Annotated in this window: 11 protein-coding genes; 3 read left to right on the top strand and 8 right to left on the bottom strand. The window is 67.8% G+C overall.

Annotated elements, in window-relative coordinates:
• Window positions 1-202: 202 nt before the first annotated feature.
• From ON40_RS31100 to napA, 6 genes are all read right to left on the bottom strand, one after another.
• On the bottom strand, window positions 203-2,428 hold the full coding sequence (locus ON40_RS31100; RefSeq protein WP_040828554.1) for an AAA family ATPase: 2,226 nt from the start codon (window positions 2,426-2,428) through the stop codon (window positions 203-205).
• Between the two features lie 176 nt (window positions 2,429-2,604).
• Complete coding sequence (locus ON40_RS31105) at window positions 2,605-3,924, bottom strand: phosphatase PAP2 family protein (RefSeq protein ID WP_051193787.1); 1,320 nt, start codon at window positions 3,922-3,924, stop codon at window positions 2,605-2,607.
• Window positions 3,925-4,062: 138 nt separating this feature from the next.
• Window positions 4,063-5,208: a glutamate--cysteine ligase gene (locus tag ON40_RS31110; RefSeq protein WP_040828556.1), complete on the bottom strand. Its 1,146-nt coding sequence runs from the start codon at window positions 5,206-5,208 to the stop codon at window positions 4,063-4,065.
• A gap of 10 nt (window positions 5,209-5,218) precedes the next feature.
• The gene (gene sodC, locus ON40_RS31115; RefSeq protein WP_040828558.1) at window positions 5,219-5,902 is read right to left on the bottom strand and encodes a superoxide dismutase[Cu-Zn]; all 684 of its coding nucleotides are present in this window, start codon (window positions 5,900-5,902) and stop codon (window positions 5,219-5,221) included.
• Between the two features lie 144 nt (window positions 5,903-6,046).
• A complete protein-coding gene (locus tag ON40_RS31120; protein ID WP_040828560.1) occupies window positions 6,047-6,604 on the bottom strand; it encodes a LytR C-terminal domain-containing protein in 558 nt (185 codons plus the stop codon).
• 39 nt (window positions 6,605-6,643) lie between these two features.
• Window positions 6,644-6,988: a nucleoid-associated protein NapA gene (napA, locus tag ON40_RS31125; RefSeq protein ID WP_040828562.1), complete on the bottom strand. Its 345-nt coding sequence runs from the start codon at window positions 6,986-6,988 to the stop codon at window positions 6,644-6,646.
• A gap of 126 nt (window positions 6,989-7,114) precedes the next feature.
• Between napA and ON40_RS31130 the strand changes: the two genes are divergently transcribed.
• Genes ON40_RS31130 through ON40_RS31140 form a run of 3 tightly spaced genes read left to right on the top strand, consistent with a single transcriptional unit; the run spans window position 7,115 to window position 9,522 of the window.
• The gene (locus ON40_RS31130; protein WP_040828564.1) at window positions 7,115-7,705 is read left to right on the top strand and encodes a peptide deformylase; all 591 of its coding nucleotides are present in this window, start codon (window positions 7,115-7,117) and stop codon (window positions 7,703-7,705) included.
• Entirely contained in the window at window positions 7,695-8,657 is a 963-nt protein-coding gene (locus ON40_RS31135) for an N-acetylglutamate synthase, CG3035 family (RefSeq protein ID WP_040828565.1), read from the top strand. The genes ON40_RS31130 and ON40_RS31135 overlap by 11 nt, the downstream gene beginning before the upstream one ends.
• A 49-nt stretch (window positions 8,658-8,706) precedes the next feature.
• The gene (locus ON40_RS31140) at window positions 8,707-9,522 is read left to right on the top strand and encodes an exodeoxyribonuclease III (protein ID WP_040828566.1); all 816 of its coding nucleotides are present in this window, start codon (window positions 8,707-8,709) and stop codon (window positions 9,520-9,522) included.
• A gap of 10 nt (window positions 9,523-9,532) precedes the next feature.
• Here ON40_RS31140 and ON40_RS31145 read toward each other — a convergent pair whose 3' ends face one another.
• Together ON40_RS31145 and ON40_RS31150 are read right to left on the bottom strand one after the other, a co-directional pair.
• Window positions 9,533-10,171: a hypothetical protein gene (locus ON40_RS31145; RefSeq protein WP_040828591.1), complete on the bottom strand. Its 639-nt coding sequence runs from the start codon at window positions 10,169-10,171 to the stop codon at window positions 9,533-9,535.
• A 162-nt stretch (window positions 10,172-10,333) separates the two neighbouring features.
• Window positions 10,334-12,160: an acyl-CoA dehydrogenase gene (locus ON40_RS31150; protein ID WP_040828567.1), complete on the bottom strand. Its 1,827-nt coding sequence runs from the start codon at window positions 12,158-12,160 to the stop codon at window positions 10,334-10,336.
• Window positions 12,161-12,388: the final 228 nt, after the last annotated feature.

Consider the following 12,388-nt stretch of genomic DNA (forward strand, 5'->3'; position numbering starts at 1 on the left):
AGTCGGGTGCACCCACACCGCGACCGGCCCGCACCCCTACGCGACAGGGCCTGACCCGAATTCCGACTCGGGCTCGCGCGCACGCCAAGTCGCGCACGGCCCACGGCGAGTCGGAGACCGCGGCCTCCTGCGGATCGCTCGGAGCGTCGCCCATCAGGTCGAGCACTCCACATGCCGACTCGGGCACAGCCGACGCGTCGGGTCAGTTGTCGGTTGCGCGGCGTTCGGCATAGGCGCGCAGGGATTCGACCTGGGCTACGTCCAAGGACGGGCGGACCGCCGCGCGGGCCGTGGCCACGTCCGCGGCGGTGACATCGGCGGCGTCGACGTCGCGGCGCATGGCTGCCATGGCTGCTTCACGCAGCAGGGCCGAGCAGTCGGCGGCGGAGTAGCCGTCCAGGGTTTCGGCCAGGTCGGTGAGGTTCACGTCGTCGGCGAGGGGAACCGAGCGGCCGGCGGTGCGCAGGATGTCGGCGCGTCCGGCAGCGTCGGGGGGCGGGACGAAGACCAGACGGTCGAGGCGGCCGGGACGCATCAGAGCGGGATCGATCAACTCGGGGCGGTTGGTCGCGCCGACCACGACGACCTCGCGCAGCGGTTCCACGCCGTCCAGTTCGGTGAGCAGCGCCGCGACGACCCGGTCACCGACGCCGGAGTCGCCGCTCTGCCCGCGGCGCGGCGCGAGAGCGTCCACCTCGTCCAGGAAGATCAGCGAGGGGGCGGAATCGCGGGCACGCTGGAACAGTTCGCGGACCGCTCGTTCGGACGAGCCGACCCATTTGTCCATCAACTCCGCGCCCTTGACCGCGTGCACGCTGAGCTGGCCGCTCCCGGCCAGCGCGCGGACCAGGAACGTCTTACCGCACCCGGGCGGACCGTAGAGCAGCACACCGCGCGGCGGGTCGATGCCCAGGCGGGCGAAGGAGTCCGGGTGCCGCAGCGGCCACAGCACCGATTCGGTCAGCGCCTGTTTGGTCTCGGCCATATCGCCGACATCGTCCAGGCTGAGGCTGCCGATCGCCAATTCCTCCGTGCCGGAACGGGACAGCGGGCGGATCACCTCCAGCGCGCCGACCAGATCTGCCTGGGTCAGCACCGGATCGGTATGTTCCCGGCTCGCCCGCGAGGCCGCGCGCAACGCCGCCTCCCGGCACAGCGCCGCCAGATCGGACACCACGAAACCCGGTGTACGAGAAGCGATCTCGTCTAGAACCAGACGGTCGGTGGGGACTCTGCGCAGCAGTTGCGCCAGCAGATCCTTGCGCACGGCCGCGGTCGGCAGGGTCAGCGCCACCTCGCGATCGCACAATTCCGGTGCGCGCAAGCGGGAGTCGATGCCCGCCGGATGAGAGGTGGTGGCCAGGAAGGCGACTCCGGGAGTGGCGACCGCGGCGCGCAGCTGATCCAGGATCAACGTCGCCACCGGTTCGCGATCGGCCGGAAGCAACGCGTCGATATCGGTGATCAACAGCACACCGCCTGCGCCGGAACCGATCTCCGATACCGCGAGCGCGACCTCGCGCAGCCGGGTGCCGCTCTCGGTCGCGCCCACCGCGGGACCGTCGAGTTCCACGATGCGACGCGGCGTGGACACCGCGCGAGCCAGCGTCGCCTTCCCGGCCCCGGCCGGTCCGGTGATCAGCACACCGAGATGCGGTGGGGCGCCGAGGGTTTTCAGCAGCTCAGGCTCGTCCAGGGCGAGGCTGAGCCATTCGGTCAGTTTCCCGGACTGCGCGCGCACGCCCGTGAGTTCGGCCACCGGCACCACGGACGGCCGCTCCCGCACCGTCATCCGCTTGCCCGGCTCGACGGCCCCCTGCGGCCCGCCACCACCCGGATCGTGCGACGCCTCCACCGGCGGAACACCCGCACCCCACACCACGGCACTGTTGGGCTGCACACTCACCGGTCCCTTCCCCGGATCGGTCCCGGTGACTGTCAGCAATTCCGAGGTCCACGCGATGCCGAAGGTCCGCGAGAGCGCCTGCGAGGCCGCCACGGTACTGGTCCCCGGCCCCAGATCGCGCGGCAACAGCGACACCGTATCCCCCACCGTGACCACCTTCCCCAGCAGCGCCTGCCGCAGGGTTGACTCCGCGACGGACCGCATCGCCTGCGCCGACCCGGTCACCGCGATCCGCCGCGCACCGAAAACCGTTGCCGGAGAAACCACCACGGTGGCGTCCTCCCGCACCCCCGCATTGGACAACGTCACATCGTCCAGCAGCACCGCCCCCGCCGGAGTCCCCGCCGGAGCAACCCCCGCCACCGCCGCGGTCCGCCGCGACCCGATGACCGTGATCCCGTCCCACTCCCGCAACCCCAGCGCCGCCAACGCCTCCGGATGCACCCGAACCACCCCCCGCCGCGCATCCGCAGCCGAACGATTCAGTCGAGCGGACAGCACGAGTTCCGGAACTTCAGGCACTGTGTTATTTTGCCTCCGCTTCGCTCCGGCGGGCCACGGCCCCCTGGTGGCCGATTCTTCCCTCCTCCGCTCCTTCGCTCCGTCAGTCCGGAATCGACCCGGGCCGCGGCCTTCGGAGTTGGCGTAATCCGGGGTGGACGAGCCTGGGTGAGCTGGGGTTTTCCAGGCCGCGCGGCCTAGCGCGCGAGGGCGCTGTCTTTGTTGTCGGAGCCGGCGAGTGCGGGGTGGGCGAACCAGGTGTTGTAGAAGGCACGGGCGTAGGCGGCTACCAGCAGCAGGAGGATCAGGCCCGCGGGGACGGGGTGCTGGGCCATCCACAGGGGGAGGTAGCGGAAGGACAGCAGGAGGACCGCGAACAGGGTCGCGCCTGCGGCGACGATCAGGATGCGGGCGCGGTCCCAGCCGCGTTCGGGGGCGCGCAGGACCGATTCGACGGTCAGGCACAGGACCGCACCGGCGATCAGGTCCGAGCCGTAGTGGTAGCCGAAGCCCAGCGTGGCCGTCAGGGTCGCCAGCACCCAGAACGCGCCGCCCCAGCGCAGCCAGCGAGGTGCGGGCGAACCGTCGACGTCGCGGCGGGAGTGCAGGAATATCGACGTCGACCAGGCCGCGTGCATGGAGGGCATGCAGTTGCGCGGGGTGAACGCGTCGAACCGCATCGCGGCGGGCGCGTGATCGAACGGCGGCACGTGGTGCGGCCAGAAATTGCCGATCTGCAGCCCGTGCCCGTCGGGGGCGAAGGCGAACATCGGACCCACCACGGGGAACAGCAGGTAGACGATCGGCCCGACCAGGCCGAGCACCAGAAACGTCCGCACCAGATAGTGACTCGGCCACACTCCCGCGCGATTCGACGCCGCGGCCACGTGCCGCAACTGCCACACCGCGATCACCATCGCCCCGACCGGCAGCTCGATATAGACCCAGTGCAGGATCGCGGGCGGCACCGGACCGAGCGAATCGAGTATCCGCGCCACCGTCCAGGCCGGTTCGCCCAGGGCCCGATCGGCCAGCGCCACATACCGATCCAGCACATTCGGCCCGGCCATCACCGTGACGTGCAACCAGACGTCACCGACCTTGGTGGCCAGGATCAGCAGCGCGCCCAGCGCGGCCGCATGCAGCGCGTTGCGTTTGTCGCGATCCTCCCAGCCCAGCCAGGCCACCAGCGCCAGACCGGTCAGCGTGATCACCGCACCGTTGCCGAAGGTGAACGGACCGCCCAGCGCCACACGGGTTCCGGCGATCACCACATCCAGCGCGATCGCCACCGCGAGCGTCACGAACCGACGTCGCCAGGACAGTCCGACCAGCGCCAACGCGAGCCCGGCCCACGGCATCGACATCGATTTGGGCGTCCCGAAATAGTCGTGCCACACACTCTGCAGCGGACCTTCGAAACCGTTGCGCGAGGCCACGATCTGCAATACGAGCAACAGCAGCGGTACCGCCGCCACCGCGAGTACCCTCCGGGTTCGGCTCGATGGCCATCGAATCCGGCTACGGCGCGAATCGCCGTCGTAACCGGCGCGAGGATCATCGAGAAGCACGGACCCATAGTAAACATGCGATGAACGCCACCCCCCTGGGTAGCTGAATCATCGGCGTCTGGTAAGCGAAAGCCGGGACAGCTCTCAGTGATCGAGTTCGCGGACCAGTGCGTCCACCACGGCCATCAGATCCCCCTGCGCCGTGGCGGCCGCCCGACGCTGACGTTGATAGGACGCACCCCGCGCGGGAATGTCTGCGACCGCGGCGAGTTCGCGCTCGCAGCCGAGCTGTTTGGCGGTCGGCTCGAGCCGGTCGAGCATGTCGGACAGGTCATCGGTCACCAGCCGCTCATTGCTGTCGGCATCGGTGATGACGATCGCATCGAGCCCGTAACGTGCTGCGCGCCACTTGTTCTCCTGCACATGCCAGGGCGGCAGCACGGGCAGCGTTTCACCGGCCTCGACCCGGCGATCGATATCCACGATCAGACAGTGGATCAGCGCGACGATCGCGGAAAGCTCTGCGCGACTGGGAATTCCGTCACACACCCGGACCTCGATGGTGCCCCACTTGGGCGCGGGACGGATATCCCAGTGCATCCCGCCGAGCTGTTCGAACACCCCGGTCTTGGTCTCGTCGCGCACGAAAGCCTCGAACTGCGACCAGTTCTCGAACTGGAACGGCAATCCGGCGGTGGGCAGCTGCTGGAACATCATCGCCCGATTGCTGGCATAGCCGGTGTCCACACCCGTCCACATCGGCGAGGAGGCCGACAGCGCCAGCAGATGCGGATAGGACAGCAGCAGCGTGTTCAGGATCGGAAAGACCTTCTCCGGGTGCGAAACTCCCACGTGCACATGCACGCCCCAGATCAGCATCTGCCGCCCCCACCACTGGGTGCGATCGATCAGCTCGTCGTAATGCTCTGTGCGGGTGAGCAATTGAGCCGACCACTGGGCGAACGGATGAGTTCCGGCGCAGAACAGGTCCACGCCGAGTCGATTCGCGGCGCGACGCACGGTGTCCATCGTGCCGCCCAGATCGTCGACGACCTCACCGACGGTGTCGTGCACCCCGCTGATGATCTCGACGGTATTGCGCAGCAGCTCCTTGGTGAGCTGCGGCCTGCCGTCATGCGCCCGCAGATCTCCGACCTCGTCGAATACGGCCGCGGCGGTATTCGACAGATTGCGGGTCTGCTTGTCGACGAGTGCGATCTCCCACTCGACGCCGAGCGTCGGGCGGGGCGAGCCGTTCCAGTGAACCCGACTGATGCTTGCCCCGCCCATGGCGTACCTGCTACCCGATGACACCGCAGGCGATACGCCCGCCCGCGTCGCCGGTCGCCTGGGTATCGGCGTCCGGGCCGGGCGTTCCGTTGGCCTGGGTGTATCGCGTCGGAATGTTGCCGAAGTTGTCCTCACCGGCGTGGATGATCAGGGCCTTGCCCTTGACCTGGTCCAGCGTGACCGCGTCGGTGGTGGTGACCAGGTGCGCCGAACCGTCCTTGCGGACCTGCAGCGAGGTCAGGTCACCGCTGGCGGGCATCGCGTGCGCGTCGCCGACCTGCAGATGTCCGCCCGCGGACAGGAAGTTGCCGGGCGCGCCGCCCGCGGGGGCGACCGAATTGGGCTCGCACTTGCCGACCGAGTGGATGTGCAGGCCGTGGAATCCGGGCTGCAGACCATGCGCGTCGACGGTCAACTCGAGGTGGCCGCCGGAGGAGGCGATGGTGGCCGTGCCGACCTGCTGACCGGAGGGATCCTTCAGCGGCACCGACACCGAATCACCCGCGGGCGCGGCGCTCTCGGTCGGGTTCGCGGCCCCGGTCGGACCCGCGGTACCTGTCCACACCGGCGGCGTCGTCCCCTTGACGTTGCTCGACTCCTGACTGTTGGTGCAGGCTGCGAGCCCGAAGACCGCGACCGCCAGCACCGGGGTCACAATCCGCCAGGACGGGCGGCGTGTCGTGAACGGGGCCATCGGGGAACTCCTTTACGAGTACCGAGTTTACGAGTAAGGCTGGATGGACAAATTCGTTACCGGTCAAGATGATGCCAGAGCCGTTACGCAGTGCAGGCGCGGGGCTACTACACAACGTAGGCGCGTGGCATCGTGCCACCGGACTCAACCACCGGTGACCACGACGATGATGCCCGGGGCCGTACCCGAGAGTGCCGAGGTGCGGGGCTCGGCGATGCCGCCGAGCTGACTGGCGATCGCCTGCGCGGTCGCCTGCTGATGTGGCGAATTCTCGTAGAAGACAGTGGTTTTCGACAGCACGCTGGTGGCGTAGTTGCCCGTGGAGGTGACGTTCCAGCCGTTCGCGGTGAGCTTGGCCCCGGTCTTGGCGGCCAGGCCCGCGACGGTGCTGTTGTTGAGCACCCGCACCGGGATCGACTTGTCGACCCCCGCGGCGGCGGTCGTGGTGGGCGCGGTCGTACTGGTCGTCGCCTCGGCCGCGGCGGAGGTGGTGCTGTGCGCGGTCGTGGCAGCGGGCTGCGCCGAGGTGGCCGCGGCCTGCGCGGTCGTCGAGGTGGCCGAATCCGAGGACGCAGTACTGTCGGCCTGCGAACTCGACAGCGACATCGCGCCCAGGCCGGCGAAGACGATCGCCACCGCGATCAACACCATGGCGAGCGCACGCAGCGGCAGTCCACCCGGGGCCGGATTCTGGTTGCTCACGGTTGCAACCCTAACCGTCCGCGCATCCGAACGCGCGGATCACACCTGAAAGCCCAGTCGCCGTGCCGCCCTGGCTTTCTGACGGCTCGCCCGCAACCGGCGCAGGCGCTTGACCAGCATCGGGTCGGCGACCAGCGCCTCCGGCTTGTCGACGACGGCGTTGAGCACCTGGTAGTAGCGGGTGGCGGACATGCCGAACAGTTCGCGGATGGCCTCTTCCTTGGCCCCCGCGTACTTCCACCACTTGCGTTCGAAATCGAGGATCTCGAGCTCGCGACGGCCGAGTCCGTCGACGAGCTGTTCCGTACCCGGTGTGCCGAGGACCTCGCTCGCGGAAGAGCTGTCCTCGCTTGCGGAAAGATTCCGGGCCGCTGCGCTGTCCATAATGCTCCCTCGCCGAGTAACCACCAGACGATACGTCGTGGCTCATTCAATCACGGATACCGGAGATACAAGATGTGTCACACGGCGTGTCGGGACCCGCCACGACGCCGCGTAAAGTGTGCGACCATGGCGATTCTCCCCATTCGCATCGTCGGCGATCCGGTGCTGCACAATCCGACCGAACCGGTCACCCAGTCACCGGACGAGCTCGCCGAGCTGATCGCGGACATGTACGAGACGCTCGATGCGGCCAATGGTGTTGGCCTGGCGGCGAATCAGGTCGGCGTGGCATTGCGCCTCTTCGTCTACGACTGCCCCGACCTCGACGCGGACGGGACGGTGCACCGCCGTCGCGGCGCGGTGGTCAATCCGGTGCTGGAGACCTCGGAGATTCCCGAGACCATGCCCGACCCCGATGACGACGAGGAGGGCTGCCTGTCGGTGCCCGGTGAGCAGTTCCCCACCGGCCGCGCCGACTGGGCGCGGGTGAGCGGCACCGACGAGAAGGGCGAGCCGGTCACCATCGAGGGCAACGGTTTCTTCGCCCGCATGTTGCAGCACGAGGTGGGCCATCTGGACGGCTTCCTCTACGTCGACGTGCTGATCGGGCGCAACGCCCGCGCGGCGAAGAAGGCGATCAAGCGAAATGGTTGGGGCGCACCGGGTTCGAGCTGGCTGCCCGGATCGGTAGCGGACCCGTTCGGACATGACGACTGAGCCCGACGACCTGGTTCCGGGGCGGCGCGTGGTGGTCCGCTACCGCCTGCCGGCCGACGATCCACATCAGTTCACCGACGTCATCGGCGAGTTGGTCACGCTCGATCCGCTGACCGTGCGCACCCCGGACGGTGGTGTGATCACCGTTCCCGCCGAACGGGTCGTCGCGGCCAGGACGTTGTCCCCCAGGCCGATTCGCACCCGCGAGATCCGCGCGCTGGAGTCCGCGGCGGCCGACGGCTGGCCGGGTGTGGAGCGGGCCTGGATCGACGGCTGGCTGGTGCGCGCCGGAAACGGTTATACGCGGCGGGCGAATTCGGCTCTGCCGCTGGGGACGGTCGACGGTCCGGTGCAGCTGACGCCGGGCGCGCTGACCCGGATCGCCGAGTGGTACGCCGAGCGCGGTCTGCCGATGCAACTGGCGCTGCCGGATCGGCTGGTTCCCGAACTGCCCGGGTACCGCACCTGGTGCGAGGTGGTGGTTCTCGGCATCGATATCGACAATTTCGTTCTGCCGCAAGGCCCTTCGATGGTGCGCATCGATACCGTGCCGAATGCGGCCTGGCTGGATCTGCATCGCTTCAAGGGTGAGGACACCACGCCGGTCGCGCCGGTGGAACCCGACCGGGACGTGTTGACCGCGGTCCATCAGGGCGAAGTGGGTTTCGCGACACTGGGTATGCCCAGCGTGCTGGCGATCGGGCGCGGCGCGGTCACCGTCGCGCCGGACGGACGCCACTGGGTCGGGTTGAGCAGTATCGCGGTCGCCGCGCCGCACCGCCGGCACGGACTGGGCACGCTGGTGTGCGCGGAGCTGATCCGCTGGGGCCAGCGGCGCGGTGCCACCCACGCCTATCTCCAAGTGGAAGTGGAGAATACGGGGGCGCTGGCGCTGTATCGGGAGATGGGTTTCATCGAACACCATCGGTACCGGTACGCCGCGCCCGACTGAACATCCGCACGGCCGCGCCGGGCCGGGAAGCGAAAGAGGTGAGCCGGCAGTGCGTCTGGCGACATGGAACGTGAATTCGATTCGGTCCCGGGTGGATCGGGTGATCGCCTGGCTGGACCGCGCCGATATCGACGTGCTGGCGATCCAGGAAACCAAGTGCCGCGACGACCAGTTCCCTTCCGAGCGTTTCGAAGAGGCCGGTTACGAGATCGCGCACGTCGGCTTCAACCAGTGGAACGGCGTGGCGATCGCCTCGCGCATCGGCCTGGACGACGTGGAGATCGGCTTCCCCGGGCAGCCGGGTTTCGACAAGGATGCCGAGGCATCCCTGTTGACCGCGCCGGTGGTCGAGGCCCGCGCGATCGGCGCGACCTGCGGCGGGGTCCGGGTGTGGAGCCTGTACGTCCCCAACGGCCGCGCCCTGGACGATCCGCACTACACCTACAAACTGCAATGGCTTGCCGCCCTGCGTGATTCGGGCGAGCGCTGGCTGGCCGAACACCCCGACGCACAGATCGCCCTGGTCGGCGACTGGAATATCGCCCCCACCGACGACGACGTGTGGTCGACGGATTTCTTCGAGGGCAGAACCCATGTCTCCGAACCGGAACGCACGGCGTTCACGGCCATGACCGACGCCGGTTTCACCGACGTCATGCGCCCGTTCGCCCCCGGCCCCGGCGTCTACACCTACTGGGATTACACCCAATTGCGCTTCCCCCGTAAGGAAGGCATGCGCATCGACTTCATCCTCGCCTCCCCCGCGCTGTCCGCCCGCGTCACCGACGCCACCGTGGACCGCGAGGAACGCAAGGGCAAGGGCGCGTCCGATCACGCCCCGGTCGTCGCGGAGATCGCGGAGTGACCTCGCCCGGCTAGGCCGGACGGGTCTTGATGGCGTCCTGGGAGATGTAGACGTCGTAGGCGCCGGTGGTGGCGATGACGGCGTTGCCGTAGGCGGAGCGGACGAAAGGGTGGGTGTACCAGGTGTGATTCTGCATGTCGGCGAAGAAGTCCCGGTCGCTGCCGTTGAGGAAGATCTGGTTCTGCTTCACCGCGGTGCCGTCCTGACGCTCGCCGAACAGCCGGGTGAGTTTGTAGCCGGAGTGGAAGCCCAGGGCGTTGACCCACGGCTCGAGTTCGACGATATCGGCCTGCAGCGCCCACATATCGCCCTCGACCAGGTAGGTGGCGTGGGTGTCGGCGTGGTCGCGGTCGCCGTAGACGGTCACCTCCACATCGAGCATATGCGGGCTGTTGGCAATGGATTTCGCGACGACGTGCGCGGCCTTCACCTCACCGGTCAGGCCGAGGTAGGCGCGCAGCAGCGTTGTCACCCACAGGATCAGCACCGCGATCAGGACCAGAACCAGTGCGCTGCTTCCCCTTCGGGCCAGCACCCGCCATCCGGCCCGGCGCGCTTTGAGCAGCGCGGTGACGAGCAACAGGACCGCGACCGCGAACAGCAGTCCCAGCAGCACTTGAATCCAGCCGAAATCCACCGGGAACACCATGTGCCAGTTGTACCGCGCCACCGGCCGGAATGGGTGGTCGGTAGGTGAAGTTCGTCCGTATTTCCCGGCGCGTCTCCCGACACACGCCGGGAACGCGATCGTGCCCCTCGGCCGAAGCGACCGAGGGGCACGATCATTCGCGAATCGAGTTGAATCGGCCCGCTAGAAGGCGGCCTCCTCCAGCTGCATGATGTCGTTGTCCAGGTTCTCGATCACCGTGCGCACGCTGCTCAGCAGCGGCAACTGGTTCTTCGCGAACCACGAAGCGACAGCGGCCTTTCCGGTGTAGAACAACCGATCCTTCTCGGTCGGGCTGCCCTCGAGCGCGACCAGCGCGATCTTCGCGGCCTCCAGCAGTCGCCACCCGATGACCAGATCGCCGACCGCGTGCAGAAAACGCACCGAGCCCAGGCCGACCTTGTAGATCTCCTCCGGATTCTGCTGCGAGGCCATCAGATAGCCGGTCAGTGCGGCGGCCATGGCCTGCACGTCGGCCAGCGCCGCACCGAGCAGTTCCCGCTCGGCCTTCAGCGCGGATCCGTCGGACTCGACGAACTTCCCGATCAACCCGGCCACATGCCCCAGCGCGACGCCCTTGTCCCGAATGATCTTGCGGAAGAAGAAGTCCTGCGCCTGGATCGCGGTGGTGCCCTCGTACAGCGAGTCGATCTTCACATCGCGGATGTACTGCTCGATCGGGTAGTCCTGCAGATAGCCCGAACCACCGAAGGTCTGCAGCGATTCGGTGAGCGTCTCGTACGCGCGCTCGGATCCGACGCCCTTGACGATCGGCAGCAGCAGGTCGTTCACCCGCGCGGCGACATCGGCGTCCGCGCCGAAATTGGCCTGTGCCACATCGGCATCCTGATACGCCGCGCAGTACAGATACAGCGCGCGCAGCCCCTCCGAATACGCCTTCTGCAATGCCAGGCTGCGGCGCACGTCCGGGTGGTGGGTGATGGTGACGCGCGGTGCGCCCTTGTCGCTGTTCTGCGTCAGGGCCGCGCCCTGGACACGAGTCTTGGCGTATTCCAGCGCATTCAGGTATCCGGTCGACAGGGTACCCGCCGACAGCACGCCCACCATCATCCGCGCGTGCTCGATCACCTTGAACATCTGCGCGATGCCGTTGTGCGCGTCGCCGACCAGGTAGCCGATCGCGGGATGGTCGCCGCCGAAGGTCAATTCGCAGGTGGGCGAGGACTTGATGCCCATCTTGTGCTCGAGGTTGGTGACGTACACCCCGTTGCGTTCGCCCAATGTCATCGTCTGCGGATCGAACAGGAATTTCGGGACCACGAACAGCGACAGCCCCTTGGTGCCGGGACCGGCTCCCTCGGGGCGGGCCAGGGTCAGGTGGATGATGTTGTCCGCGGTGTCGCCGACGTCGCCGCCGGAGATGAATCGTTTGACGCCCTCGATGTGCCAGGTGCCGTCGGGCTGCTGGGTCGCCTTGGTGCGGCCCATGCCGACGTCCGATCCGGCGTCGGGCTCGGTGAGCACCATCGTTCCGCCCCAACGGTTCTCCCACGCGTGCGCGGCCCAGCGCTGCTGCTCCTGGGTGCCCTCGCGGAACAGCACCTCGTGCATGAGCGGGCCCATGTTGAAGAAGCTCGCCGAATTATGCGCTGCCACAAGCATTTCCTGCGTCGCCCAGATCAGCGCAGAGGGCGCGGGGACCCCGCCCATCCCCTCGGGCATGCCCAGTCCGGACCAGCCCGCCTCGTTCACCGCGGCGACGGTCTTGCGCATCGAATCGGGGACGATGGCCGAATGGGTGGCGGGGTCGAAGGTGACCGGGTTGCGGTCGGCGTCGACGAACGACTCGGCGACCGGCCCCTCCGCCAGGCGCAGCACCTCGCCCAGCATGCCTCGCGCGGTGTCGGCGTCCAGATCGCCGTAGGCGCCGCCGTCCAGCAGCGCCCCGATTCCCAGCACCTCGAACAAGTTGAACTCGATATCACGAACGTTCGCCTTGTAGTGCGACACGGACCGGCCTCCTCGGCACATTGCAGCGTGCGAGGACGAAACTCCATCCGCGAATCCGGCCGCGCACACTGGTCGACAGTTACAACTGGAGGTTGCCGTACAACTGTCAGGCTACGCAACCGTAGGCTCACTGCCTCCCGAATCGTTAACTCACCTACTTGTCGAACAGGCTGTTGCCCTCTGCGCAGAGGCGTACCAGTCTTCACATCCGATAATTTGCCAGAAGTT

Source organism: Nocardia jiangxiensis NBRC 101359 (assembly GCF_000308615.1).
GTDB lineage: Bacteria > Actinomycetota > Actinomycetes > Mycobacteriales > Mycobacteriaceae > Nocardia > Nocardia jiangxiensis.

Bases quoted from the DNA above. Each gene is read 5' to 3' on its own strand.
- ON40_RS31110 (WP_040828556.1), bottom strand. From the start codon at position 5,208: ATGGGCGGGGCAAGCATCAGTCGGGTTCACTGGAACGGCTCGCCCCGC.
- sodC (WP_040828558.1), bottom strand. From the start codon at position 5,902: ATGGCCCCGTTCACGACACGCCGCCCGTCCTGGCGGATTGTGACCCCG.
- napA (WP_040828562.1), bottom strand. From the start codon at position 6,988: ATGGACAGCGCAGCGGCCCGGAATCTTTCCGCAAGCGAGGACAGCTCT.
- ON40_RS31130 (WP_040828564.1), top strand. From the start codon at position 7,115: ATGGCGATTCTCCCCATTCGCATCGTCGGCGATCCGGTGCTGCACAAT.
- ON40_RS31135 (WP_040828565.1), top strand. From the start codon at position 7,695: ATGACGACTGAGCCCGACGACCTGGTTCCGGGGCGGCGCGTGGTGGTC.
- ON40_RS31145 (WP_040828591.1), bottom strand. From the start codon at position 10,171: ATGGTGTTCCCGGTGGATTTCGGCTGGATTCAAGTGCTGCTGGGACTG.